At 34.9% G+C, this 24,761-nt stretch carries 27 protein-coding genes and 1 pseudogene; 21 read left to right on the top strand and 7 right to left on the bottom strand.

What is annotated here, in order from left to right; genetic code table 11:
• The first annotated feature begins 29 nt into the window (after positions 1-29).
• The 13 genes from phnC (at position 30) to ACODS7_RS04230 (ending at position 13,533) form a co-directional block, all read left to right on the top strand.
• Positions 30-803, top strand: coding sequence for a phosphonate ABC transporter ATP-binding protein (gene phnC / locus ACODS7_RS04290; protein ID WP_000569232.1), 774 nt, complete (start codon positions 30-32; stop codon positions 801-803).
• Complete coding sequence (gene phnE, locus ACODS7_RS04285; protein WP_016080618.1) at positions 800-1,594, top strand: phosphonate ABC transporter, permease protein PhnE; 795 nt, start codon at positions 800-802, stop codon at positions 1,592-1,594. The genes phnC and phnE (ACODS7_RS04285) overlap by 4 nt, the downstream gene beginning before the upstream one ends.
• The gene (gene phnE / locus ACODS7_RS04280) at positions 1,594-2,397 is read left to right on the top strand and encodes a phosphonate ABC transporter, permease protein PhnE (RefSeq protein ID WP_016080619.1); all 804 of its coding nucleotides are present in this window, start codon (positions 1,594-1,596) and stop codon (positions 2,395-2,397) included. The genes phnE (ACODS7_RS04285) and phnE (ACODS7_RS04280) overlap by 1 nt, the downstream gene beginning before the upstream one ends.
• Before the next feature lie 298 nt (positions 2,398-2,695).
• On the top strand, positions 2,696-4,696 hold the full coding sequence (tkt, locus tag ACODS7_RS04275) for a transketolase (RefSeq protein WP_016080620.1): 2,001 nt from the start codon (positions 2,696-2,698) through the stop codon (positions 4,694-4,696).
• 156 nt (positions 4,697-4,852) lie between these two features.
• A complete protein-coding gene (gene sirA, locus ACODS7_RS04270) occupies positions 4,853-5,293 on the top strand; it encodes a sporulation inhibitor of replication protein SirA (protein WP_000860645.1) in 441 nt (146 codons plus the stop codon).
• 78 nt (positions 5,294-5,371) lie between these two features.
• On the top strand, positions 5,372-5,593 hold the full coding sequence (locus ACODS7_RS04265; RefSeq protein WP_001123317.1) for a YneF family protein: 222 nt from the start codon (positions 5,372-5,374) through the stop codon (positions 5,591-5,593).
• 122 nt (positions 5,594-5,715) lie between these two features.
• Positions 5,716-7,467 carry an ABC transporter ATP-binding protein gene (locus ACODS7_RS04260; RefSeq protein WP_050844429.1) on the top strand — a complete coding sequence of 584 codons (1,752 nt, stop codon included), beginning with the start codon at positions 5,716-5,718 and terminating at the stop codon, positions 7,465-7,467.
• Complete coding sequence (locus ACODS7_RS04255; protein ID WP_043936452.1) at positions 7,467-9,230, top strand: ABC transporter ATP-binding protein; 1,764 nt, start codon at positions 7,467-7,469, stop codon at positions 9,228-9,230. The genes ACODS7_RS04260 and ACODS7_RS04255 overlap by 1 nt, the downstream gene beginning before the upstream one ends.
• A 132-nt stretch (positions 9,231-9,362) precedes the next feature.
• Positions 9,363-10,409, top strand: coding sequence for a GH25 family lysozyme (locus ACODS7_RS04250; RefSeq protein ID WP_050844428.1), 1,047 nt, complete (start codon positions 9,363-9,365; stop codon positions 10,407-10,409).
• 292 nt (positions 10,410-10,701) lie between these two features.
• Positions 10,702-11,721, top strand: a complete 1,020-nt coding sequence (locus ACODS7_RS04245) for an NERD domain-containing protein (RefSeq protein WP_029443063.1) — start codon at positions 10,702-10,704, stop codon at positions 11,719-11,721.
• 23 nt (positions 11,722-11,744) lie between these two features.
• Positions 11,745-12,293, top strand: a complete 549-nt coding sequence (locus ACODS7_RS04240) for a hypothetical protein (RefSeq protein ID WP_243168266.1) — start codon at positions 11,745-11,747, stop codon at positions 12,291-12,293.
• 239 nt (positions 12,294-12,532) lie between these two features.
• Entirely contained in the window at positions 12,533-12,679 is a 147-nt protein-coding gene (locus tag ACODS7_RS04235; RefSeq protein WP_000644411.1) for a BC1881 family protein, read from the top strand.
• Positions 12,680-12,777: 98 nt separating this feature from the next.
• Positions 12,778-13,533, top strand: a complete 756-nt coding sequence (locus ACODS7_RS04230; RefSeq protein WP_243168267.1) for a sulfite exporter TauE/SafE family protein — start codon at positions 12,778-12,780, stop codon at positions 13,531-13,533.
• 412 nt (positions 13,534-13,945) lie between these two features.
• Here the strand turns inward: ACODS7_RS04230 and ACODS7_RS04225 are convergent, their stop codons facing one another.
• Positions 13,946-14,101 (bottom strand): DUF3903 domain-containing protein, encoded by a 156-nt coding sequence (locus tag ACODS7_RS04225; protein ID WP_050589713.1) that lies wholly within the window; start codon positions 14,099-14,101, stop codon positions 13,946-13,948.
• 142 nt (positions 14,102-14,243) lie between these two features.
• Here ACODS7_RS04225 and ACODS7_RS04220 point away from each other — a divergent pair, with 142 nt between their 5' ends.
• Entirely contained in the window at positions 14,244-14,657 is a 414-nt protein-coding gene (locus ACODS7_RS04220; protein ID WP_000442974.1) for an NUDIX hydrolase, read from the top strand.
• 12 nt (positions 14,658-14,669) lie between these two features.
• Here ACODS7_RS04220 and ACODS7_RS04215 read toward each other — a convergent pair whose 3' ends face one another.
• Both ACODS7_RS04215 and ACODS7_RS04210 read right to left on the bottom strand, forming a co-directional pair.
• Positions 14,670-15,347 carry an LrgB family protein gene (locus ACODS7_RS04215; RefSeq protein ID WP_029443060.1) on the bottom strand — a complete coding sequence of 226 codons (678 nt, stop codon included), beginning with the start codon at positions 15,345-15,347 and terminating at the stop codon, positions 14,670-14,672.
• On the bottom strand, positions 15,344-15,709 hold the full coding sequence (locus ACODS7_RS04210; protein WP_000872365.1) for a CidA/LrgA family holin-like protein: 366 nt from the start codon (positions 15,707-15,709) through the stop codon (positions 15,344-15,346). Before ACODS7_RS04210 ends, ACODS7_RS04215 begins: the two co-directional genes overlap by 4 nt.
• Positions 15,710-15,861: 152 nt before the next feature.
• On the opposite strand from ACODS7_RS04210, the gene alsR reads away from it, so the two are divergent.
• Complete coding sequence (alsR, locus tag ACODS7_RS04205) at positions 15,862-16,761, top strand: acetoin biosynthesis transcriptional regulator AlsR (protein WP_029443059.1); 900 nt, start codon at positions 15,862-15,864, stop codon at positions 16,759-16,761.
• 93 nt (positions 16,762-16,854) lie between these two features.
• On the opposite strand, the gene ACODS7_RS04200 is transcribed toward alsR, so the two are convergent.
• Positions 16,855-17,454 carry a hypothetical protein gene (locus ACODS7_RS04200; RefSeq protein ID WP_029443058.1) on the bottom strand — a complete coding sequence of 200 codons (600 nt, stop codon included), beginning with the start codon at positions 17,452-17,454 and terminating at the stop codon, positions 16,855-16,857.
• A 169-nt stretch (positions 17,455-17,623) separates the two neighbouring features.
• Between ACODS7_RS04200 and ACODS7_RS04195 the strand changes: the two genes are divergently transcribed.
• From ACODS7_RS04195 to ACODS7_RS04185, 3 genes are all read left to right on the top strand, one after another.
• A complete protein-coding gene (locus tag ACODS7_RS04195) occupies positions 17,624-18,199 on the top strand; it encodes an ABC transporter permease family protein (RefSeq protein WP_043936448.1) in 576 nt (191 codons plus the stop codon).
• A 90-nt stretch (positions 18,200-18,289) separates the two neighbouring features.
• Positions 18,290-19,201 carry an ABC transporter ATP-binding protein gene (locus tag ACODS7_RS04190; RefSeq protein ID WP_000180626.1) on the top strand — a complete coding sequence of 304 codons (912 nt, stop codon included), beginning with the start codon at positions 18,290-18,292 and terminating at the stop codon, positions 19,199-19,201.
• Complete coding sequence (locus tag ACODS7_RS04185; protein WP_000482760.1) at positions 19,194-20,138, top strand: ABC transporter permease; 945 nt, start codon at positions 19,194-19,196, stop codon at positions 20,136-20,138. Before ACODS7_RS04190 ends, ACODS7_RS04185 begins: the two co-directional genes overlap by 8 nt.
• Positions 20,139-20,185: 47 nt before the next feature.
• Here ACODS7_RS04185 and ACODS7_RS04180 read toward each other — a convergent pair whose 3' ends face one another.
• Positions 20,186-21,331 carry a M20 peptidase aminoacylase family protein gene (locus ACODS7_RS04180; protein WP_016080632.1) on the bottom strand — a complete coding sequence of 382 codons (1,146 nt, stop codon included), beginning with the start codon at positions 21,329-21,331 and terminating at the stop codon, positions 20,186-20,188.
• Between the two features lie 132 nt (positions 21,332-21,463).
• Positions 21,464-22,372, bottom strand: coding sequence for an EamA family transporter (locus ACODS7_RS04175; RefSeq protein WP_029443056.1), 909 nt, complete (start codon positions 22,370-22,372; stop codon positions 21,464-21,466).
• A 322-nt stretch (positions 22,373-22,694) separates the two neighbouring features.
• Here ACODS7_RS04175 and ACODS7_RS04170 point away from each other — a divergent pair.
• The 3 genes and pseudogenes from ACODS7_RS04170 (at position 22,695) to ACODS7_RS04160 (ending at position 24,164) form a co-directional block, all read left to right on the top strand.
• Positions 22,695-22,843, top strand: a pseudogene (locus tag ACODS7_RS04170) (peptidase T).
• Between the two features lie 16 nt (positions 22,844-22,859).
• The gene (gene ccdA, locus ACODS7_RS04165; protein WP_001152674.1) at positions 22,860-23,567 is read left to right on the top strand and encodes a cytochrome c-type biogenesis protein CcdA; all 708 of its coding nucleotides are present in this window, start codon (positions 22,860-22,862) and stop codon (positions 23,565-23,567) included.
• A 90-nt stretch (positions 23,568-23,657) separates the two neighbouring features.
• The gene (locus tag ACODS7_RS04160) at positions 23,658-24,164 is read left to right on the top strand and encodes a CcdC family protein (protein ID WP_001028640.1); all 507 of its coding nucleotides are present in this window, start codon (positions 23,658-23,660) and stop codon (positions 24,162-24,164) included.
• Between the two features lie 69 nt (positions 24,165-24,233).
• On the opposite strand, the gene ACODS7_RS04155 is transcribed toward ACODS7_RS04160, so the two are convergent.
• The gene (locus tag ACODS7_RS04155; RefSeq protein WP_000889371.1) at positions 24,234-24,665 is read right to left on the bottom strand and encodes a DUF2621 domain-containing protein; all 432 of its coding nucleotides are present in this window, start codon (positions 24,663-24,665) and stop codon (positions 24,234-24,236) included.
• Between the last annotated feature and the right edge of the window lie 96 nt (positions 24,666-24,761).

The following is a 24,761-nucleotide window of genomic DNA, read 5'->3' as shown; positions in this document are numbered from 1 at the left end:
TGATAATACATTGAAAGTAGGTAAGATGTGTGATAGAGTTTCGAAATGTTTCCAAAATGTATCCGAATGGCACAAAGGGATTGAATAATATAAATTTAAAGATTCAAAAAGGTGAGTTTATTGTAATGGTCGGGTTATCCGGAGCTGGAAAATCTACACTTCTCAGATCCGTAAATCGTCTTCATGAGATTACCGAAGGAGAAATCATTATTGAAGGTGAGTCTATTACTTCTGCGAAAGGAAAAGGATTAAGGCGTATGCGCCGGGATATCGGTATGATCTTCCAAAGTTTTAACCTTGTAAAGCGATCAACAGTATTAAAAAATGTATTAGCTGGTCGTGTTGGCTATCATTCCACATTACGTACAACGTTAGGTTTGTTTCCGAAAGAAGATGTGGAACTCGCATTTCAAGCATTAAAAAGAGTGAATATTTTAGAAAAAGCATATGCACGTGCTGATGAATTATCAGGAGGACAACAGCAACGTGTATCGATAGCTAGAGCATTGGCGCAAGAAGCAAAAATCATATTGGCAGATGAGCCTGTTGCATCGTTAGATCCACTTACGACAAAGCAAGTGCTAGATGATTTGAAAAAAATTAATGAAGATTTTGGAATCACGACAATTGTAAATTTACATTCTATTGATTTGGCTAGACAATATGCGACACGTATTATCGGATTACATGCAGGAGAAATTGTTTTTGACGGTTTAGTAGAAGAAGCAACGGATGAAAAATTTGCTGAAATTTATGGGGACGTTGCTCAGAAAAGCGAATTATTAGAGGTGGCAGTAAAATGAATGACGTGACGATATATTCAAATGAAATACCGAAGCCGCCGAGTAAATTGAAACATATATTAACGTTTATTTTAGTTATTTTAATGCTGTGGAGTAGTAGTGTACAAGTAGATGCATCATTTTCAAAACTGGTAGACGGTTTTCCAAATATGGTAGATCTATTGAAAGAAATGGTGCCACCTGATTGGAGTTATTTTCAAGTTATTACAACAGCGATGTTAGATACAATACGTATGGCGATTATTGGGACGACTTTAGGAGCGATTTTAGCCATTCCACTTGCATTGTTTGCAGCAAGTAATGTGTTTACTAACACATTTTTATACAGTCCAGCTCGAATGATTTTAAATTTTATACGAACGATACCAGATTTATTATTGGCGGCTATTTTCGTAGCAATTTTTGGAATTGGGCCACTCCCAGGTATTTTGGCTCTTACTTTTTTCTCAATTGGACTCGTAGCGAAATTGTTGTATGAATCAATTGAATCAATTGACCCTGGCCCACTAGAAGCGATGACAGCTGTAGGGGCTAATAAGGTGCAATGGATTGTTTATGGAGTCATTCCACAAGTAAAAGCGCACTTTGTTTCCTATGTACTATATACATTTGAGGTGAATGTACGTGCAGCAGCTGTCCTAGGTTTAGTAGGAGCAGGTGGTATTGGACTATATTATGATCGTACACTTGGATTTTTACAATATCAACAAACTGCTTCTATAATTATTTATACCCTTATTGTTGTTTTGTTAATTGACTACATTAGTACGTTGTTGCGGGAGAAACTATAATGAATAGAACGACGATGATTGTTCCAAAACCGAAGAAACCGAGTATATATCGCTGGATTATTTTAATAGCACTTACAGTTGTATATGTATGGGCCTTTTCAGGAGTGCCATTAGAAGGGATAAAGGACACAGCAGGTGAAATCACGAAAGCAATTATGACAGGGATATTGAATCCAGACTGGTCGTATGTATCTTTGCCAGATGGTGAAGATTTATTACATGGATTAATTGATACGTTGGCAATTGCGATATTAGGTACATTTATTTCTGCATTTTTATCTGTTCCGTTTGCCTTTTGGGCGGCAACGAATATGAGTAGTGGAAAATTAACTTCAGGATCTGGGAAATTTTTACTTAGTTTTGTTCGTACGTTTCCTGAATTAGTTATGGCTCTTTTATTTATAAAAGCTGTTGGTCCAGGCTCTTTTGCAGGAGTATTAGCCTTAGGATTACATTCTATTGGAATGTTAGGGAAACTATATTCAGAAGGAATTGAAAACATAGATAAAGGACCGACGGAAGCGTTACTAGCAACAGGAGCAAATCGTTTTCAAATACTTTGGTATGCAGTGTTACCACAAGTGTTACCGGATTTTCTATCGTATACGTTATACAGATTTGAAATTAATGTACGATCCGCTGCGATTTTAGGGGTTATTGGAGCAGGAGGGATTGGTACACCGTTAATTTTTGCGCTGAGTTCACGGAATTGGTCTCGTGTTGGGATTATTTTATTAGGTATCATTTTAATGGTAATTATAATTGATTTGATTTCAAGTTCGATTCGGAAACGGATTGTTTAACTTATTTGAAAAGCATCGAAGTTAGATGCTTTTTTATGTTTTTAAAAACATATTGAAAAAAGTAAGTATAGAAAAGAAGTTTGTATAAATATACAGATAATTCTCTTTCTTTTTAAAATAAAAATAATGAAAAAGTATGTCATATTGAATGCCCATACATTCCCGGAAACATTGATTTTTTTATGAAAAACCAAAAAAATATCAACATATTTGTCGATACATGTTGTATAATCTTGCGTGGGAAGCTATCATATAAATGTATAAAACGTTTACTAATATAAGCGAAGGGAAGAATAGCATGTCACATTCAATCGAACAACTTTCTATCAACACGATTCGCACATTATCCATCGATGCGATTGAAAAAGCAAACTCTGGTCACCCAGGAATGCCAATGGGTGCAGCACCAATGGCTTATACATTATGGACTCAATTTATGAAACACAATCCAAATAACCCAACGTGGTTTAACCGTGATCGTTTCGTATTATCTGCAGGTCATGGTTCAATGTTATTATACAGCCTACTTCACCTATCTGGTTATGATGTAACAATGGATGACTTAAAGAACTTCCGTCAATGGGGAAGCAAAACTCCAGGACATCCTGAGTACGGTCATACAGCTGGTGTAGATGCAACGACTGGTCCACTTGGACAAGGTATTGCAACTGCTGTAGGTATGGCAATGGCTGAAAGACATTTAGCTGCTAAATATAACCGTGATGCGTATAATGTAGTAGATCATTATACATACGCTATTTGTGGTGATGGAGATTTAATGGAAGGCGTTTCTGCTGAAGCATCTTCATTAGCTGCTCATTTACAATTAGGTCGCCTTGTTGTGCTTTATGATTCAAACGATATTTCATTAGATGGCGATTTAAATCGTTCATTCTCTGAAAGTGTAGAAGATCGTTACAAAGCATACGGATGGCAAGTAATCCGTGTTGAGGATGGAAACGATATTGAAGCAATCGCGAAAGCAATTGAAGAAGCGAAAGCTGACGAAAAACGCCCAACGCTAATTGAAGTAAGAACGACAATTGGTTTCGGTTCTCCAAACAAATCAGGAAAATCAGCTTCACATGGTTCTCCACTTGGCGTAGAAGAAACAAAATTAACGAAAGAAGCATATGCTTGGACTGCTGAGCAAGACTTCCACGTAGCAGAAGAGGTATACGACAACTTCCGTAAAACAGTACAAGATGTTGGTGAAACTACGCAAGCAGAGTGGAACACTATGCTAGGTGAATATGCACAAGCATACCCAGAATTAGCAAACGAATTCCAAGCAGCAATGAACGGTCAACTTCCAGAAGGTTGGGAGCAAAACTTACCAACTTATGAATTAGGATCAAAAGCAGCAACTCGTAATTCTTCTGGTACTGTAATTAATGCAATTGCAGAGTCTGTACCATCATTCTTCGGTGGATCTGCTGACCTTGCTGGTTCTAACAAAACATACATGAATAACGAAAAAGACTTTACAAGAGACGATTACAGCGGTAAAAACATTTGGTACGGTGTACGTGAGTTCGCAATGGGTGCAGCAATGAACGGTATTGCACTACATGGCGGTTTAAAAACTTACGGTGGTACGTTCTTCGTATTCTCTGATTACTTACGTCCAGCAATTCGCCTTGCAGCATTAATGCAATTGCCAGTAACGTATGTATTCACACATGACAGTATCGCTGTTGGTGAAGATGGTCCAACACATGAACCAATCGAGCAATTAGCAGCGCTTCGTGCAATGCCAAACGTTTCTGTTATCCGTCCAGCTGATGGTAACGAATCTGTTGCAGCTTGGAGACTAGCTTTAGAATCTACAAACAAACCAACTGCTTTAGTATTAACTCGTCAAGACCTTCCAACATTAGAAGGTGCAAAAGATGATACGTATGAAAAAGTAGCAAAAGGTGCATATGTAGTTTCTGCAAGCAAGAAAGAAACGGCTGATGTAATCTTACTTGCAACTGGATCTGAAGTAAGCCTAGCTGTTGAAGCTCAAAAAGCATTAGCAGTAGACGGCGTTGACGCATCTGTTGTCAGCATGCCATCTATGGATCGCTTTGAAGCTCAAACTGCAGAGTACAAAGAATCTGTATTACCAAAAGCAGTAACAAAACGTTTCGCAATCGAAATGGGTGCTACATTCGGATGGCACCGTTACGTAGGTCTTGAAGGAGATGTGTTAGGTATCGATACATTCGGTGCTTCTGCTCCTGGTGAGAAGATTATGGAAGAGTATGGATTTACTGTAGAGAACGTTGTTCGTAAAGTAAAAGAAATGCTTTAATGATTTCAGAAAAATCTCTCCGGCATGGAGAGGTTTTTCTATGTAAATGAGTTTTTTCGACAGAAAAAGTTTTTTATCTCTCCGCAGTCAGACAATCATTGCAAATTTTCTTATATATAATGAAGAGAAAAGGTTGTCCAGATTGGGAGTGGAAAAATGAAAACGTATGAATTGTATTTAATTCAAGAGGATATTGCGAAAGCTTATTTTGGTCGTGAATATTTGTTTTTTGATTTATTTGCTCGATTTTCAGAATCTGGGTCCCTTTCGGAGAAAAAAGTGTTATATAAGCAAATGATGTATATAACGATGCCATTGCAAGTAATGAAAATTCATCATAAATTAGAACAAGCTTTGCGCGTTCTTGGTAAATATGATAGAACACATCATACACATACACTTTATACGGGAGCGGAGTACGGCGAAATAATGGTGAAACCGCACTATATTCGTATGAATACCTCTGGAAATGTCTCTATGGAAACGACTTTCTTTGAGGTGTTAAGAAAGTGTGAATTAACATTTTTAGCTATGGATTATGAAAATACAAAGTACGGATGGCTGAATCCTCTAAAACAAGTACGAACATATGTGTAAAAAATGTCGAATTGTATCTTGTCTTATTGAAAAGGTTTTAGTACACTGTAAGGTAGACAACATGAAGGAGGAAAATATATGCCAATTTGGTTAGGTATTCTAGTGGGCGTAGTAGCACTAGTAGCAGGCGTGGCGTTAGGATTTTTCATTGCCCGCAAATACATGATGAATTACTTACAAAAAAATCCACCAATTAACGAACAAATGTTAAAAATGATGATGATGCAAATGGGACAAAAACCTTCCCAAAAGAAAATCAATCAAATGATGAGCGCTATGAACAAGCAACAAATGAAATAAGCGCTAAAAGACACTCGCCAAGAGTGTCTTTCTTTTTGTTAGTTATAGTTTTTAAAACTTTTAAAAATTCTGTATTTTTGATAAACTGAAAACATCGCTCATTTTAAGGGAGGAGGAAAAAAATGAAAGTGTTTATGAATTTAGCGTGGTTTTTTAAACAAGAAAAACGAGCGTACATAACCGGAATTATTTTATTATTTGGCGTTGCACTTTTAGAACTTGTAGCACCAAAAGTAATTGGAATCGTTGTAGATGAAATTAATGATGGAACATTGACGACCGATAAGTTACTAAATTGGGTTGTACTATTAGTAATTGTAGGTATTACGATGTACATATTACGCTACATATGGCGTATTATGATTTTCGGGTCTTCGTTAAAATTAGCTCGCCAATTACGAAAAAATTTATATGAACATTTTACAAAGATGAGTCCATCTTTCTATCAGTCAAATCGAACAGGTGATTTAATGGCACATGCGACCAATGATATTCAAGCGATTCAGCAAACTGCTGGAGCGGGTGTTTTAACGCTTGTTGACTCATTAGCTGTTGGGGGATGTGTACTCGTAGCGATGGGTTTTACAATTAGTTGGAAGTTAACATTGTTAAGTTTAATTCCGATGCCGATTGTAGCCATTTCGACAAATTATTATGGAACGTTATTACATAAAAGGTTTCATAAAGCACAGCAATCGTTTTCGGAAATTAACGATAAAGTGCAAGAGAGTATGAGTGGAATGAAAGTGATTCGATCGCTTGGACAAGAGAAAGAAGATTTGCAGGCGTTTCGAAAAAAATCAGAAGATGTTGTGCATAAAAATGTGTTAGTCGCACGTATTGATTCGTTATTTGATCCGACAATCGCTCTTATCGTTGGATTTTCTTTTTTAATTGCAGTATGTTACGGATCGGTATTAGTTGTAAGAGGTGAACTAACAGTAGGTGATCTCGTTACATTTACGACATATTTAGGTACCCTCGTTTGGCCAATGTTAGCGTTTGGATGGTTGTTCAATATTATGGAGCGTGGGCGTGCTTCATATGACCGTGTAGAAAAAATTCTTTCACAAAAATCAGATGTAGTAAATAGAGAAAATGCTGTACATACAATAGCGAGCGGTAATGTTTCGTTTGCTGTTGATTCATTTTCGTATAAGAAAAATGAACTGTTACATTTAACCGATATTCACTTTGATTTGAAGAAGGGCGAAACGCTAGGAGTTGTAGGACGTACAGGTGCAGGGAAAACGACTTTATTAAAATGTTTAATCCGTGAGTATGATCATTTTAATGGTGAATTAAAAGTTGGGGAGCGAGATATTCGAGATTTAACACTTCATGGTGTCCGTTCTGCTATTTCATACGTGCCGCAAGATCATTTTTTATTTTCAGCAAGTATTGGTGAGAATATTGCCTTTGGAAAGGCGGATGCTACATATAATGAAATTACCCAAGCTGCAGAGATTGCTTGTATTCATAATGACATCCTCCAATTTTCAGAAGGATATGAAACAGTAGTAGGGGAAAGAGGCGTTTCGTTATCTGGTGGTCAAAAACAGCGAATCTCTATTGCTCGTGCTTTATTAACAAATGCTGAAATTTTAATTTTGGATGATTGTTTATCAGCGGTAGATGCAAAAACAGAAGAGACGATTTTAAGTGCCTTAAAGAGGGAAAGAGCAGGGAAAACGACGATTATTACTGCGCACCGATTAAGTGCAATTCAGCATGCCAATCTTATTCTTGTTGTTGATGAAGGTAGAATTGTACAAAGAGGTACACATGAGGAATTAATGAAGGAAAACGGCTGGTATAAGGAAATGTATGAAAGCCAGCAATTAGAAGCTTTAGTCGAGAAAGGAGGCGTATGATGGTAGAGAAGAAGCGAAGTGATTTAAGTAGATTGCTTTCTTATATGAAGCCATATAAAGGGTTGCTATCTTTAGCATTTATTTTTTTAGTTGGTGCGACAGTAACGGAAATGATGGGGCCTTTTTTAATTAAACAATTCCTCGATGAACACCTAGTACCGCGGGATTTTGAACGATCAGCACTCGTTACTTTATTTGTAATTTACATAGTTGCTCATTTATTAAAAGTATTATTTACGTATTTAAATCTATTGTACTTTCAGAACATTGCTTTTAAGATTGTTCAAGATATGCGAGTTGAAGTATATGAACATGTTCAAAAGCTGTCATTAAGTTTCTTTGATCGTACGCCAATTGGTACGCTCGTATCTCGTATAACGAATGATACGGAAGCGATTAAAGATTTTTATGTCAGTGTATTATCAACATTTGTGAAAAATGTAGTCTTTTTAGTAGGTATTTTAATAGCGATGTTTTTATTAGATGTAAAATTAGCGCTATTTTCTCTCGTATTAATTCCGATAATGTTCGCGATTATGGTATTATATCGCCGGAAAAGTGCAGCTTTTTATTTAGAAGTACGTAATCAACTAAGCGTGTTAAATGCAAAATTGAACGAGTCCATACAAGGAATGAATATTGTTCAAGTGTTCAGACAAGAAAAACGTATGAGAAAAGAGTTTGAAGAAGTGAATAATAAACATTATAGTGCAGGGCGACGTACTTTGAAGTTAGACGCATTACTTTTACGACCAGCTACGGATTTAGTACATATTGTAGCTATTGCGTTAGTACTAGGTTTATTTGGGATTGATGCTTTAAAGAGCCCTGTTGAAGTAGGAGTTTTATATGCTTTTGTTAACTATATACATCGTTTCTTCCAACCTGTAAATGAGATGATGATGAAATTGTCCTTTTTCCAACAGGCACTTGTTTCGTCATCACGTGTATTTCATTTAATGGACGAGAAAGATTTAGCACCGGTTCAAAAAGGCAATGAGAATCCTCAAGTTGTGGATGGAGATATTGAATTTAAAAATGTTACTTTTTCGTATGATGGAAAGCGTGACGTTTTAAAAAATGTATCATTTCACGTGAAACAAGGGCAAACGGTTGCTTTTGTTGGGCATACTGGTAGCGGAAAAAGTACGATTATGAATTTGTTAATGCGATTTTATAATATTAAGTCAGGAAATATTGTAATAGACGGTGTAGATTTAGAAAAATTTGAAGAACGAGAAATTAGAAAGAAAATAGGACTCGTATTGCAAGATGCATTTTTATTTGCTGGAAATGTAAAGCAAAATATTCGTATGTATAATGAAGAAATTACGGATGAAGAAGTAAAAGAAGCTGCTCGATTTGTGCAGGCGAATACGTTTATTGAAAAGTTACCAGAGCAGTATGAAACAGAAGTAGTAGAAAGAGGTGCAGCATTTTCAAGCGGTCAACGACAATTAATTGCTTTTGCTAGAACGATAGCAACGAATCCGAAAGTATTAGTATTAGATGAAGCAACAGCTAATATCGATACAGAAACAGAAGAGGCTATTCAAACAGCGTTGCAACAAATGCGAAAAGGTAGAACGACGATAGCCATTGCGCATAGGTTATCTACAATTCAAGATGCAGATCAAATTTTTGTGATGCATGATGGAGAGATAGTAGAAAGAGGAACACATCAAGAATTACTAAGTGAGCAAGGTTTGTATTATAATATGTACTTGTTACAAAATAAAGGGAGTTTGCAAAAGGCCTTGTAAATACAAGGTCTTTTTTATTTTGTATACAAAATATATTTACTCTTTGTTTCTATAGCATAAATGTCGTGTCCTCTTATGAAACTTGTACATATTGTATGTATACGAAGTAAAAAAATTGATAGGAGATTTTATATGCAAAATAGATCGAGTTCAAATGTTACGTTTATTGATGTGTCTCATTGGGAAGGGAATATTGATTGGAATGCAGTGAAGGCATCTGGAATTCCAGCAGCGTATGCAAAAGCGACAGAAGGTGTAAATTACATTGATCCTACTTTTACTAAAAATGTACAAGCAGCCCGAAGTGCGAATATATTAATTGGTGCATACCATTTTGCACGCCCAGAACAAAATGATGCAATTTCAGAGGCAAAATATTTTGTGAGTATATTACAAAGTAACCAGACAGACTTAATGCCAGTTCTGGATTTAGAATCACCAACAGATCCGAGTAATAGTAATTTAACTGGTAGCGCTATATCGAATTGGGCAAGAAGCTTCATAAATTATGTGAAACAGGCTACTGGAAAAGATGTAATGTTATATACAGGAGTTTGGTATATTAATGAGTTCGGAATCAGCGGATTAAGTGATATTCCACTTTGGATTGCTAAATACTCGAGTACACCGCCTGCTGATGCTGGTGGATGGACAGCGTGGACAGCATGGCAGTACACAGATTCTGGACAAATTTCAGGTGTAGGAAATTGTGATGTATCAGCTGCAGTTTCACTAGAAGCTTTACAAGGGAATGGAGCAAGTGGTGGAGGGAATGTTTCTCCGCCTAATAATGCAACTCCAGTGTATGGGGTTGCTATAATTAATGGAGATAATGTGAATTTGAGAAGTGGACCATCTTTGCAGTCTAGTGTAATTCGCCAATTGAATCGTGGCGAAACATATGAAGTTTGGGGAGAACAAGATGGATGGCTTTGTTTAGGGACAAATCAGTGGGTATATAATGATCCGAGTTATATTCAGTATAAACATTATGTGGCGACTATTACTGGTGATAATGTAAATTTGCGTGACGCTCCATCATTAAAAGGAAATGTTATAAGACAGTTACATCATGGTGAATCGTATCGAGTATGGAGTAAGGAAGATGGATGGCTTTGCTTAGGGACAAATCAATGGATATACTACGATCCAAGTTATATTCAGTATGGTGTACAATAGAGTAAAAATAAAAGGTGCCCCGTCAGAGGTGCCTTTTATCCCGCATTAACTGGCGGTAAGACCCCCACCTCAAAATTCAGCGGAAGCAAAGAAGTTAGGTGGGGGATCAATTGCCAGTAAACGCCCGATTGGTTCAACTAATAATCAGTGGGGAATGAACAAAACCCCCACTGATTAAAGTTTCACTTTATTAAAAATGTACAACTTTTACAAAGTCTATATCGAAACCATAGTATACTATAGTAGATATATTTATAAAAAATAATAGAAAATGAAATAAAGGGGTAAAAATATGAATTATGTGCTAATAGGTGCGGTTTTAATATTATTAGCTGTAGTATTTGTGCTGTTTTATAAAAATAAACAGTTAGAATCAGAGAGTCAGCAAGTAGAATTTGAAAAGAAACAAGCAATTGAAACGTATGAAAATGAAATTGCAGCTACGGTGATAGAGCATAAAGAACAACAAAATAATTTAAAAAATATGGAACAGAAAAAATACAATGATTTACAAGTAAGTGCAAATAGAGAAATTGAAAATATGCGTATGATGAAAAATCAATTAGCTATACAACATAGTAAAGAACGTAGTGAAATACAAAATAAACATAATAACGAAATACATATGTTTCAAAAATTAATTGCAAATTTACGAGAATATACTAAAAACGGCGCTGAAATGAATACGTACGAAACATTACATTATATGAAGCGAGGATTCATAGAGCAAGGCATCATATTAGATGCTGAAATTGAAATCATGCCGAATGTTTTTATTAAAAATAATAGTGAAATAAACGATAATCGAATCCATCATCTCATCTTGTGCAAAACTGGTATTTATCTACTTGAGACGAAAGAATGGGAAGAGAAATTAATTCATGGTTTAACGAAAGAAAATGCTGGTATATATTCATTTATGATTGATGAAATGGGTAAGTATCAACAAGAAGTTGAAAAAGAAGAGACATTTGAATATATAGTAGGTAAAGATTCGTCAACTATACAAGTGAAAAATGAAGGGAACCCAGTATATAAGGCGAAGAAACTATCTCAAATTTTATACAATTGTTTGAAAGAAATGCAGGCTAATAGTATAAAAGAAAAGGTAAAACCAGTTGTATATTTTTATAATGAAAATGGAAAAGAAATAATAGATCTTTCAAGTGAGGAAACACCTAGATTAAAAGATCGGGAGCAAATTGTAACGTTCTTCAGAAATGAAATCTTAGCAGGGAAAATAGTATATACAGTGCAAGAATTAGAACAGATTCGAGAAATGATTAGCAGGATGAATTATATAGTGAGTTAAAAGGGGAGATCTTTCTGAGCGCTATGTTACGTGGCATTTTGTATGTCTATTTTTGTTTGTATATAGTAATGTACATTCTATTTATATTCGTCATCGATATGATCCATATGCCCTTAAGTGTAAGGAGCATTTTTGTAGTATTCATACCATTTGTTTTATTAGTCATGGTTCAAAGGGCTATTTTATATGTTTCTAAAAATCGTAATGAAGAAAAGAAGCAAATGTCTGGGGTTTTAATAGTAGCACTCATACCATTAATAGTATGCACTGTACAACTAAGTGTAAATGAATATACGTCAAAGTTTAATCAAAATAGATGGTTAAATCATGCAGAGAAACGGGTATATATGGTAGATGATCTATTACAAAAATATAAATTAATAGGGAAATCAAATGAAGAAATTACACAATTGTTAGGAGCTCCAACGGACACGAGAAGTGGGGAAGAAGGAGGTATCACTTTGTATTATCTTGGGACTGAACGTGGCTTTATTCCAATAGATAGCGAACAGCTTGTTTTACAATTTGATAGAGATGGTAAAGTCATGGAATATACGGTGCATAAAGATTAAAGAAACGTAGAGGGAAGCTATATGTTATAGCTTCTTTTTTATTTTTCAATATGTCACGGAAGGGAGAGAAGGTTTTTGAGTGGAATAAGGAATGAAAGCGGAGGTGATGCATATATATAGATGCATTGGGTGATTATTAACCCGATTGATGAGGGTTAATAATCAATAAGGGTGGGCAAAAACCCCACTGATTAAAATTTCACTTTATCATATTGTATAAATGAAAAGGAGGTAAGACGGTGAAAGCAATCCCGACTGATGTCCTGAGTAAAGAATTGATGGAAAGAGAAGGAGTTATATCTATTACAGTAAAGGAATTTGAAAAGATAGAAGTAGCTGGAGTAGTGGTCGCTGGTCCAGCGGTTATTTTGATTAATCAAGATTAAGTACATATCATTGAAATAAAAAGCATCCGTCTAGGATGCTTTTTATTTGTATGTAAGGATAAATATGATGGATAATTGTGTTACTGGAGGGAAAGTCTGTGGCAATTATTATAACAATGTTAGTAATGGGTATTTTATTAGGATTTGTTGGAGCTGGAGGAGCTGGGTTTATTATCGCGGTACTCACTTTAGTATTCCAAATTCCTATTCATGTTGCTCTTGCAACATCTTTAACTGCAATGGCATTTACGACATTATCAGGTGTTGTAAGTCATTACCGTGAAGGCAATGTTGCACTTATTATAGGCGGGATTGTTGGGGGATTTGGCGCAATTGGCTCTTATATTGGTTCTAAATTTGGTTCACTTATACCAGCACATCTTCTTCATTGGTTTACAGCTGGGATGTTATTTTTATCGGCAATTTTTATGTTTATTAAATTAATTATGTTCAAAAACAAAGAACAGTCGTCTTTATATAAACATAAAGAGTTTTCCGCGAACTACTTGTTGAAATGTGTATGCCTTGGATTAGTTACTGGAATGATGGCTGGTTCATTTGGGATTGGTTCTGCACCGTTTATTCAACTTGGATTAATGGTTCTATTGGGACTTACGATTCAGCAATCTGTAGGGACAACAATGCTTGTTATATTACCGATTGCAATTGGAGGCGGGCTAGGATATAGTTCGGAAGGATATTTAGATTATATATTGTTATTGCAAGTATTGATTGGGACCATGTTAGGGGCATACATTGGCGCGAAGTTTACAAATTATGCACCGCGAACGCTTTTGAGGTTTTCGATGATTATGACACCGGTTTTAGCTGGATGTATGCTATTGATGGAATAAAGTGAAATTATAATCAGTAGGGGGTTACTGCCTACAAATAGCGGGATAAAATTAATATAGCAAACTATTAATATATTTTACGAATGAATTATATAGGTAATTCATATTTCCCATATAAAAGGATTTGTTTTAATATTATGAGTGTAAAGTTCGAGTATTCGAAGTACTACTTGAATTATATCCCTATCCCTTTTCTAAAAATGCGAACAAGTTTTGCCCTATTCTATTCAATAGTTAATTGCATAGAAATATATTGTTCGATGACCATTATGGAACGTACATAATGGGAAAATCCCGATCCTTAAAGAGGATGCCCCTAATCTTCATGTGAAAATATGATCGGATATGAAAGCTGACCAATTTATGGTCAGCTTTCTTTTTGTTCGAAAATTATTTCTTCTTTAATTTCTGTTTACAATAATACAGTTTTTCCGAAGCGACGTTTGCATTCCGCGCGCACTTTTTCAAGGGCTAGTAGCTGAGTAGTGGCGGGAACTGTGACAATAGCTTGGCGAGGTTTTCGATTTTCTTCACAAAAGACACATTCCACAACATAATTAGAAATCATATTTTCATCCTTCCAGTTTTAATTTCTAAGAAGGGATTGTCTATGAAGTTGATGTAACTTTTCGTCATTGTTTTATTATTTTCCTCTTTTTTTCAAGGGGAAAATAATAAAGAAGGCGAATTTTAGTAGGGGAGGGATGTTTATGGAGAGATGGATAGGTAGTGCAGCGGTATGTGTAAATGAAAAAAATGAAGTTTTAATGGTATTGCAGGGCAAAGAGGGAGAAGAAAAAAGGTGGTCTGTCCCAAGTGGAGGACTTGAAAAGGGAGAGACACTAGAAGAATGTTGTATCAGGGAAGTTTGGGAAGAAACAGGTTACAATGTGGAAGTTGTAAATAAAATATATGAAAAAGAGGGTATTACATACGGAATTCCAGTGTATGTCCATTATTATTTTGTTAAACAAATAGGCGGTAATATGAAAATCCAAGATCCTGATGAGTTAATACATGAAATTGCTTGGAAAGGGATATATGAAGTTGAACAATTGTGTTTAGCTTTTCCAGAGGATTATGAATTGCTGTGCCAATATATAAATAAAGAAGCAAGTATGTAAATACTTGCTTCTTTAATGTATCCAAGACAAGAAAAGCGGAACGATAACTAAACTAGCGCCTGCTGTTAAAAGCATGGATAAACTTGCAATTGTTCCTTCCACAGGACCGATTTCGAATGCTTTTGATGTACCGGTTCCGTTTGCGCTCGTTCCTAACATAATACCTTTTGCAATTGCTGTTTTAATACGGCAAATACGTATGAGAGAAGGACCGAGCAATGCTCCTGTTAAGGCAGTTAAAACGACAAAGACAGCAGTTAATTGTGACATACCACCAATCATTTCTGAAATAGCCATTGCGATTGGTGTTGTTACGATATGTGGCGCTAAACTATGTTCTAGTGATGAATCAATTTGAAAATAATTTGCTAGTAGTGCTGAAGTAATGACTGATAAAAACGAACCGACAATGACATTAAGTAAGATAGCCATTCCGTGTTTCTTTAATAAATCAAAGTATTTATAGATTGGCCATGCAAAAGCAACTGTTGCGGGTTTTAATAATTCAGTTAACCAGTGACCACCAGTTTCGTATGTTTCATAAGGTGTATCTAATCCGAGCAATAAAGCAATTAAAATAATGGGACAGACGAGAAGAGGAGAGAGTAGACTCCAATTCCAGCGTTGATATATTTTTTTTGATATCCAATATGTGAATAGTGTTAATAGTAAACAAAGAAATCCGATCATTGCGTTGATCCTTTCCGCTTTAGTAGCAATTCTGTTAAAAGTCCTGTAACTAAGGTAACGCAAAGAGTGCTAATCATAATAATTAAAATGAGATCGATTCCATATTGTGTTAGTGTATCTCTGTAACGTATGACAGCGACTGCAGAAGGGATGAAAAATAAAATAAGTTCTTTTAATAAAAAATCTGCTCCGTCCTGTATCCATTCTTTTTTAACTAGGTTAAATTTTAATGAAATTAATAATAAAAAAATACCGATTATACTTCCTGGAACTGGGAGGTGTGCCTGTTTTGCAATCCATTCACCTGTCCAAGCGAAACAAAATAGTAATAAAATTTGTCCGCTTAACTTCCACCATTTCATACAGTAACCTCTCTTTCTTTTTTTACATAAAAATTGTAAAAAAGAATTAACAATTTCTACTATACGTTCATTCAAAATATTTGTCTAATATATAAATTATATGTTATTAATATATTAGACATATTAATCGAAAGTGAAAAGGGTGTCCAAAAATGGAATTACGGCATTTGCAATATTTTGTTGTTGTGGCAGAAGAGTTACACTTTGGACGGGCGGCTGCTCGTTTACAAATGACACAACCACCACTTAGTCAACAAATACAGCAATTAGAAAAAGAAATGGGAGTTACATTATTTTCAAGAACGAAAAGAAAGGTTGAACTAACAGAAGCAGGAGAAATGTTTTTGAAAGAAGTAAAAAAAGCGTTTGAACAAATTGAAAAAGCAGTAGAAGTTGCACAAAGTGCGCAAAGGGGAGAAGTAGGATCACTTTCAATTGGTTTTGTAGGTGCGGCGATATATGATATTTTACCATCAATTGTTAGGGAATATAGAAAGAAATTTCCGAGAGTGTCTGTTGCATTACATGAATTGTCAACACCAGATCAAGTTCATGCACTTCATGATAACCGTATTGATATTGGCTTTTTACGTCCACCAATTCCAACGCAATTATTAGAATTAGAGCCAATTCAAAGGTTATCTTGCACCTTATGTTTACCAAAGGCACATCCGCTTGCAGAGAAAAGTGAAATACATATAGAAGATTTACGAGATGAGCCGTTTGTATTTATTACGAGACCAGTATGGCCAGCTTTGTATGATACAATTTTATCTCTTTGCAGAGAAGTTGGATTTAGTCCGCGTATTGTACAAGAAGCAACAGAGTATCAAACAGTTATGGGGCTTGTAGCAGCAGGGATTGGAATTACAGTAATACCCGTGTCGGCAAATAAGTTATATAAAACAGAAGTTGTATATAAAGAGTTATATGATTCTAATTTTGTTGCAGAAATGTCAGTGGCTTACAAAAAAATGAATAGTAATCCAGAGCTGCTAGAGTTTTTAAAAATTGCAAGAGAGAAGAAAAGAATAGAAGTAGAAGACGAGTAATAGTAGTAACAGAAAATGGATTTAATTCAAATCCATAAAAGTACACCTTATTAAACAATAAAGCGGAAATGCAACTTAAGTTGCATTTCCGCTTTATTGTTCTTTTTTTAGCTCGATACTAAATAGATAAACGTGTTCATTTTCTTTTAAGAGTAGATCAATACCTGTTTCTTCATCAATGATAGGAACGCTTACAGTTTCTTTACTGGTTTGGATTACAGCAGCTAAAATTGTTTTTTGATTGTATTTTAGATTTTTTATAGATTGGATTGTAGTAGTTGCAGAGCTATTTACGCTTGGTGGCGCTTCTTCAGGAACAAGTGTTGAACCACCATTAATATTAATATACCATTGCCCTTTTTCTTGTACATCTTCATTAAAGTGGGGGTATGGCGATATGAAAGAGAGTTTTATTTTCTTTTCTAGAAAATGTGAGGTAGCAATGTAAGCAATTTCTTTTGTTTTTTTACCATTGTTATAATAATCAATTGTAGCATTTAATTCATCTTTATCATTTTTAAGCGTAATGTTATAAAACATGCTATTTCCTTCTTGAAAAGGAGTCATTTGTAAAATAGAAGCTTGCTCTTTTGTTAATTTGTATGGCTCAACAATGGCAACTTCATTGTTTTTTATTTGGCTACAACTTGTGAGTAATAATAAACACAAGATTGATAGTAATTTTATACGCATGCAATCTCCTCCTTTTTACAATTATATTCTAAATGTGATTTTTTATCATTTCGTTTTCTAGGACTAAAGACTTAGAAGAAATTCCGATTGTAGTGCGATGTTTAAAATGTCATATTTTTATACACTAGTAGTATAGAATGCGTATGTAATAAGGTAGGGGAAGAATTTTATGTCTTTATGTCGGTTAGCGAGAAAAAATATTAGAACATTTGCTACCAAAAGGATGAAGCAATTTATTTGGATTGCTATGAGTACTATGATTTTGTTTTTTATGATATCGTTACAATTTAATGAAGGAGCTATTTTGAAAGTAGGGGATACATTTGTATTTCAAATGTATTTTTACACACTGTTTATTGTACTAATTTTCATATGTATTTTTACTACATATAAAATGATGTACTCCCTTTTGCTAGTGAGGAGAGAGGAGTTTACATCTTATGTAGCAGAAAATATGAAAAGAAAAGAAGTACTATGTTTATTATGTCAGGAGCAATTATTCATTTATGGAGCAGCATTTGTTTTCGGATTAATTAATGGGATGCTATTTTTGAAATTATTCACGGTTATCTTTATGAAAATCGCAGGGATACAAGGAGTAAATAGTGCGCCAATTACAATATATGCAGTTGTAATTATTAGTGTAATTATGATGACTGTCGTTTTAATATCGATGATGCAATGTTATCGATTTGTTCGAAGTTTAAAAGATGAAAATTCGTTGCGGTTTAAAGAAAGGGCATGAGAAATCATGCTTTTTTCTATTTTACACATAAAAATAATCATGTTACAGTGAAAAGACCTGACAAAGAATGGGAAGGAAAGGTTGTATAGAATGACAAATGAACAATCAATTGTAAAAGTCGATCGGTTAACGAAGCGAATCGGCTCAAAGACACTTGTACAAAATATTAGTTTTGAAGTGAAAAAAGGCGAGGTTGTCGGTTTACTCGGACCAAACGGTGCTGGAAAAACGACTTTAATGAGAATGATGGTTGGTATGATCCGTATGACAGAAGGTGAAGTATGGATTGATGGTCAATCTGTGAAACAGCAATTTGAAAAAACCGCTGCGAAAATTGGGGCGGTAATTGAGACACCCGAATTTTATCCTTTTTTGAGCGGGTATGAAAATTTAACATATTTCGGACGAATGAATGGTAATGTGACCGAAGAACGTATCGATGAAGTAGTGAAATTGTTAGGAATGGGACAAGTAATTAATCGTAAAGTAAAAGCATATTCACTTGGCATGAGACAACGTTTAGGAATCGCTCAGGCGCTTATTCACGATCCGGATGTGTTGGTACTAGATGAACCGACGAATGGATTAGACCCTAGTGGAATACATGAAATGAGAATGTACATAAAAAAAATTGCACATGAACAAGGAAAAGCTGTACTTGTATCGAGTCACTTACTTTCAGAAGTTGAATTAATGTGTGACAGAGTTATCATTATTCAGCACGGGGAATATGTGGCTACGCAAAACATTCAGCATAGTCAAAGTGAAGAGATGGAGACGATCCGTATACGTGTAGATGATGCGAATAAAGCAGCGGAAATGTTAGGGCATGATGTTTTAGTAAAAGATAATGAATTAATTATTAACGTAAAAGATGAAGAAATCCCAAATGTTATTCGTACATTGCTTGAGAAAAACATTCAAGTGTATCGTGTATATGAAGAAAGAAAAACGTTAGAAGAGCAATTTTTAGAATTAACAGGGGGAAAAGATATTGTTTAATTTAGTATATAACGAACTGTATAAAATATTTAAGCGGAAGCGAACGATTATTCCATTTGCGGTTATTGCAGTATTAATAATCGGATTAGGGTGGGTTACGGTAAAGTATTTTGAACCAGAAACAAAAGGATGGAAAGTAGATTATACAGAACGTACTGTAGAAATTGAGAAAAAGCTTGGCATGAAAAAAGAAGCTATTTTAGCAGAAAAATCAGGGGATGAGCTTGTAAAAGAATACCAGCTTAAGATGAAGCATTTAGATACGGATACAGCACCGGCAAGCAGTTCTCCACTTTCTTTCATGAGAGATACAGGTTTTATCGTATTTCCAATTTTGCTCCCATTTATCCTCGTGTATGCAAGTACAATTTTTGCAAATGAATATAGCTGGGGAACATATAAATTTTTAACAATCCGTCCGGCGAGTCGATTTAAAATTTTAACAGCAAAGTTTTTAGCGATCGTTATATTTGCAGCTTTATTGTTTATATTTAATATGATTTTCTCCGTTTTATGTGGACTTGTTATTTATAAATTCCAACAGCCTGCATGGAGTGAGTTTATTTTCCAAGATGGAAATATAATAAAACAAAATATTTTTGTGGAAGCAAGTAAATATTATGTTTTATCGTGGTTACCAACGGTTGTGTATGCATCGTTTGCATTTATGATTTCTGTGTTAACGAGATCTAGTGGAGGTGCAATTGGTATTTCACTATTCCTTGCTTTATCAGGCAATATTGCGTTATTAGCAGCCACTAGATATAACTGGGCGAAATATTTATTGCCAGCAAACACAGATTTATATAGTATTTCAAAGAATGGAAGTTTTATTGATGGAGTAACATTCCCGTTTGCATCATGTATGTTACTACTTTATTTGTTCGTATTTTTATGTATTTCATATACTGTGTTTTTAAAACGTGATTTAACTTAATAAGAAAAGCCGTTCAGGGTGCTGAGATGCACTTTGAACGGCTTTTTTTATGAGAATTGTTTAAGTGCTCTTTCGGCTAGTAAAGCAAAGTATTCGGCACTTATAGGCAGTGCCTCTTCATTAATTGTAAAAGCAGGATGATGCCATTCATGTGTACCGCTCGTTCCCATAAAGACGAATGAACCTGGTATTTCCTGTTGGTAAAATGAAAAATCTTCTCCAGCCATTGACGGACTAGGCGAGATGATATTAAGATTCATCTTTGTGGCAACGTGAGTAGATAAGTCTGTAAGAGCTTTATCGTTGTGAACAGCAGGAGGACCTGAAAAAAAACGGAATTCCGTTTTTACACCTAATGCATCAGATACACCTTTAATAATACGCTCCATGAGTGCTGGGATCTTTTCACGTGTTTCAGCTTGGAACGTGCGAATAGTTCCTTCTAACGTAGCTTTTTCAGGAATCACGTTCCACGTATTTCCTGCATGAATATTTGTAACACTAACAACCGCATTATGAGATGAACTTATATTTCGGCTTACAATTGTTTGCAGTGCCATCACAAGTTGAGAGGATGCGACAATAGGATCTACGCCAGCATCTGGTACAGCCGCGTGTGTACCAACTCCGTGAATTTCAATTTCAAATCGATCAACTCCGGCCATCAGTGGACCATCTTTAATGCCAATTGTACCTACTGGTAAATCAGGTTTATTATGCATGCCGAAAATCGCTTGCACATTACGTAAATGTCCAGCATCAATAACTTTGCAAGCGCCATTACTACTTTCTTCAGCTGGTTGGAATATGAAGCGAATCGTTCCATTTAGGGAAGATTCTCTTTCTTTTAATAAGAAAGCAGTACCTAAAATAGCAGCTGTATGAAAATCGTGTCCACAAGCATGCATTTTCCCTCGTACTTTAGATGCATAGGACAAATGTGTTTCTTCTTGAATAGGAAGGGCATCAATATCAGCACGAACTGCTACAATTGGCCCGTTTTTATTACCAGACACTTCAGCGATAATTCCTGTTTCTAAATTGGAATCAATGATAGTAATGTTTTTCTCTTCTAACCAATTTTTTATTGCTTTTGTTGTTTCGAACTCTTCATATGATAGTTCTGGATACTCATGTAAATGTCGGCGGATGGAAATAAGTTTTTCTTTTAGTTGATTTGAAATAGATACCATGTAGTATGCCTTCTTTCTTCAGCAAAATATTTACCATAAGTATACAACAATAAAAGAGAGGATTCTCAAATGAAAATCCTCTCTCGTTTATCCCATAAAAGCCCGATTGGTTCAACTAATTAAAGTTTCACTTTATGCTGCGACTTTTTTATGCGTATGATGTTTACGATAACGTCCACGCATTGCGTATGCAATTTGCGGGATTGCAATCCCAATTAATATAAGTGATACACCGAACCATTGTGAAGATAGTACAGCCTCTTTTAAAACGAATACTGACATAATTGTTGTAACTGGTAGTTCCGCTGCACCAAGAATAGTCGCTAAGCCAGAACCGATTTTTGGAATCCCGATTGTAAAGGCAATAGATGGAATTACGATACTAAATGTTCCTAATCCTAAACCGTATTTCCAAAGACCTTGAGAAATGGCACCATTAAAAATAAATGTTGGTGGGAATACAATCATGACTAAAGTTAAAGCACCAGTCATTAAGAGAACACCGCGCGGTAATGAAGGTACTTCAACAGCAACTTTTCCGCTCACGAAAATGTATGTTGCGAATGTAACAGCAGATAATAAACCTAAAATGATCCCAGTCGTATCGAAAGCACCTGCTGATTGTTCTAGTAAACCACTTGATAAAAATGTCCCTACAAGTAAGAAAATAACAGAAATAACTTTTTCTTTTGAAGGTAATGTTTTTGTTGCGACTGCTTCAATGATAATTCCGACCCAAACGAATTGGAATAAAAGAATAATTGCAATAGAAGCTGGTACAGTTTTTAAGGAAGCATAATAAAAAATTCCGGTAAAACTTGCAGATGTTCCTGCAACGAATAAAAGTAATGCTTGCTTTAAAGGAACGCGATGTCTAGAAAATAGGAGTGTAATAGCAAGCAAAATAATCCAACCGAACAAATATTGGCTGCCAATTACCTCTCCAAGTGAAAATCCTTCTGCATATGCAAGCTTAACAAAAATAGCTAAAATTCCATAACTACACGCTCCTAATAAAACTAAAAGAGAATAACGAAGCATGAAAAATTCCTCCCATCTATATGAAGTTGTTCCGTATCGAAAATATATAACTAGAGGGAAGTATACAAAATTAGAAATAAAGGGTCAAATGAAAGAAAAGTATGACATTTTATAGAATAATAATAAAAGTATGATATTTATGCATAATCTTGAAATTATTAATAGTAGAAGTATTATAAAATCAACTTTGCATTGTATAGAGACAGCATTTGAAAAAAATATTTTTTAAACCAATATGTATATAGACGTACTAGTAGCGTGCTAATTATTTGAGAAACTATGTTGCCTTTGTTATGGTAATAACAATTAAAGGAGTTTCATAATCCATTTGAGTTTTTTCTATATAATAGAAGGAAATGAAAACGTTTTATTAGAAACTGTGAGGAAGTATGTTTTTCTTATTACCACGTTGTAAAAGTGATTTCACGAATTGTTCATAGTATTTTTATGTGTTTTTGTTACAATATTTAGGGAGAGGAGTGGAATGATGCAAGATATTAGTATTTTTTTAGCGTTTGGCGCCGGGTTCTTATCATTTATTTCCCCATGTTGCTTACCGCTTTATCCGGCATTTTTATCGTACATAACAGGTATGTCGGTTTCTGAATTGAAAGAAGAAAATGCAATGCTTCGCAAAAGAAGTATGATACATACAGCGTTTTTCTTACTTGGATTTTCAATTATATTTATTGCAATTGGATTTGGTACAAGTTTTATTGGAGGAATCTTTACTGACTATAAAGATTTAATCAGACAGTTAGGTGGTATCTTTATCATCGTGTTCGGTTTAATTATTGTCGGGGTGTTTAAGCCGAAATTTTTAATGCAAGACCGTAAATTTACATTTAAAAATCGTCCAAGTGGCTATTTTGGATCAGTACTAATTGGATTAGCCTTTGCAGCAGGGTGGACGCCATGTACCGGACCAATTCTAGTGTCCGTAATTGGATTAGCAGCAACAAACCCAGAATCAGCAATGATTTACATGATTGCTTACATACTAGGGTTTGCTATCCCGTTTTTCGTACTGTCATTCTTTATTACGAAAATGTCTTGGATTAAAAGAAATAGTATGGCCTTCATGAAAATCGGAGGATATATTATGATTGTTATGGGTGTCTTCCTATACTTTAACTGGATGACGAAAATTATCGTATATTTCTCAAGTTTATTTGGTGGTTTTACCGGTTTTTAGTATTATTCTGCGAAAATGTTGGAAATACTAACGGAAAAGCATATAATGAAAGTATATTTTGCATATAGCCACAAAAAAGGATGAGAAAATATGAACATAGTTGTTTTATCCAGTATCGTTGCTGTTTGTATGGCTGTCGGTGCGATGTTTATTCGTTTAAAAGCAGCTAAGAAACCTGCAACATTGAAAAAAATTATACTTCCACCATTTTTTATGAGTACGGGCGCATTGATGTATGTTTTTCCTGAATTTCGATTAACTCCAGCAGAAATGTTAGAAGCGATTGGTGTCGGTTTGATTTTCTCTATTTTTCTTATTAAAACATCTAAATTTGAAATTAGAGGACAAGAGATTTATTTGAAGCGTTCAAAAGCCTTTGTTTTTATATTAATTGGATTACTTGTAGTGCGGATTGTATTTAAAACATACTTAAGTCAATCTCTTGATTTAGGACAACTTAGTGGCATGTTCTTCTTACTAGCGTTTGCGATGATTGTGTCATGGAGAATTGCAATGTATCGTTCCTTTACGAAATTACAGAAGGAAATGGAAAAAGAAGATGGTTTTTATAATGAAAAAGATATGAAGTTAACTTAAAAACTGTATATGTACTAAATAAAAAGACAGCGTTAAAGGCGCTGTCTTTTTATCGAAAATAATATGAAGTTACTTTGCGAGTAAAGATTGATAGTTAGAATAATCAATCTTTTTTTCTTGTAGTTTTTTTATTAAAAATTTATGATCACGCTTTGGTGTGGCAATGATATATCCTTTAATAATTAAGTCTTGTGTAATTTGAGAGGCATTTTCTTGTAATGCAAGTTCCCCGATTTTTCCAGCGATCTTTGATTTTGCAACATCGCGAAATAGTTCTGGAACAGGACTTACAAGCTCTTCTAACAATTGTTTTTGTTCGTCAGCCCATAAATGTCTCGTTTTATTTATGTAGTGTTCTTCCCAATCTAGAATGGACATGCCGTCTTCTTTTGGTAAACGTTTTAAAAATTTTCTGAACATAAAGTATCCACCGATAGACATAAGCCCTAATAAAATAACCGTCCATAATACAATGAACCAACTGAACCATCCTTCGAGCAAGCATATCCCCCCCTTAATGATAGCGGTTTTCTTTTATTCATATTATATACAGTGAGATTCATAGAAAGCAAGAACGCTTGGTCATTTTGACCAAGC

This window comes from Bacillus sp. FG16, from assembly GCF_057809515.1.
The sequence above is the reverse complement of the archived record's forward strand: the minus strand, read 5'-3'. Positions and strand labels throughout refer to the sequence as shown.

What these genes read in the sequence shown, in the direction of transcription:
- ACODS7_RS04265 (WP_001123317.1), top strand. Translation starts at nt 5,372, where the DNA reads ATGCCAATTTGGTTAGGTATTCTAGTGGGCGTAGTAGCACTAGTAGCA.
- ACODS7_RS04245 (WP_029443063.1), top strand. Translation starts at nt 10,702, where the DNA reads ATGAATTATGTGCTAATAGGTGCGGTTTTAATATTATTAGCTGTAGTA.
- ACODS7_RS04255 (WP_043936452.1), top strand. Translation starts at nt 7,467, where the DNA reads ATGGTAGAGAAGAAGCGAAGTGATTTAAGTAGATTGCTTTCTTATATG.
- ccdA (WP_001152674.1), top strand. Translation starts at nt 22,860, where the DNA reads ATGCAAGATATTAGTATTTTTTTAGCGTTTGGCGCCGGGTTCTTATCA.
- alsR (WP_029443059.1), top strand. Translation starts at nt 15,862, where the DNA reads ATGGAATTACGGCATTTGCAATATTTTGTTGTTGTGGCAGAAGAGTTA.
- ACODS7_RS04190 (WP_000180626.1), top strand. Translation starts at nt 18,290, where the DNA reads ATGACAAATGAACAATCAATTGTAAAAGTCGATCGGTTAACGAAGCGA.
- ACODS7_RS04215 (WP_029443060.1), bottom strand. Translation starts at nt 15,347, where the DNA reads ATGATCGGATTTCTTTGTTTACTATTAACACTATTCACATATTGGATA.
- ACODS7_RS04160 (WP_001028640.1), top strand. Translation starts at nt 23,658, where the DNA reads ATGAACATAGTTGTTTTATCCAGTATCGTTGCTGTTTGTATGGCTGTC.
- ACODS7_RS04210 (WP_000872365.1), bottom strand. Translation starts at nt 15,709, where the DNA reads ATGAAATGGTGGAAGTTAAGCGGACAAATTTTATTACTATTTTGTTTC.
- ACODS7_RS04175 (WP_029443056.1), bottom strand. Translation starts at nt 22,372, where the DNA reads ATGCTTCGTTATTCTCTTTTAGTTTTATTAGGAGCGTGTAGTTATGGA.
- ACODS7_RS04260 (WP_050844429.1), top strand. Translation starts at nt 5,716, where the DNA reads ATGAAAGTGTTTATGAATTTAGCGTGGTTTTTTAAACAAGAAAAACGA.
- ACODS7_RS04200 (WP_029443058.1), bottom strand. Translation starts at nt 17,454, where the DNA reads ATGCGTATAAAATTACTATCAATCTTGTGTTTATTATTACTCACAAGT.
- tkt (WP_016080620.1), top strand. Translation starts at nt 2,696, where the DNA reads ATGTCACATTCAATCGAACAACTTTCTATCAACACGATTCGCACATTA.
- phnE (WP_016080618.1), top strand. Translation starts at nt 800, where the DNA reads ATGAATGACGTGACGATATATTCAAATGAAATACCGAAGCCGCCGAGT.
- ACODS7_RS04180 (WP_016080632.1), bottom strand. Translation starts at nt 21,331, where the DNA reads ATGGTATCTATTTCAAATCAACTAAAAGAAAAACTTATTTCCATCCGC.
- ACODS7_RS04220 (WP_000442974.1), top strand. Translation starts at nt 14,244, where the DNA reads ATGGAGAGATGGATAGGTAGTGCAGCGGTATGTGTAAATGAAAAAAAT.
- ACODS7_RS04240 (WP_243168266.1), top strand. Translation starts at nt 11,745, where the DNA reads ATGTTACGTGGCATTTTGTATGTCTATTTTTGTTTGTATATAGTAATG.
- ACODS7_RS04250 (WP_050844428.1), top strand. Translation starts at nt 9,363, where the DNA reads ATGCAAAATAGATCGAGTTCAAATGTTACGTTTATTGATGTGTCTCAT.
- ACODS7_RS04225 (WP_050589713.1), bottom strand. Translation starts at nt 14,101, where the DNA reads ATGATTTCTAATTATGTTGTGGAATGTGTCTTTTGTGAAGAAAATCGA.
- sirA (WP_000860645.1), top strand. Translation starts at nt 4,853, where the DNA reads ATGAAAACGTATGAATTGTATTTAATTCAAGAGGATATTGCGAAAGCT.
- ACODS7_RS04195 (WP_043936448.1), top strand. Translation starts at nt 17,624, where the DNA reads ATGTCTTTATGTCGGTTAGCGAGAAAAAATATTAGAACATTTGCTACC.
- phnE (WP_016080619.1), top strand. Translation starts at nt 1,594, where the DNA reads ATGAATAGAACGACGATGATTGTTCCAAAACCGAAGAAACCGAGTATA.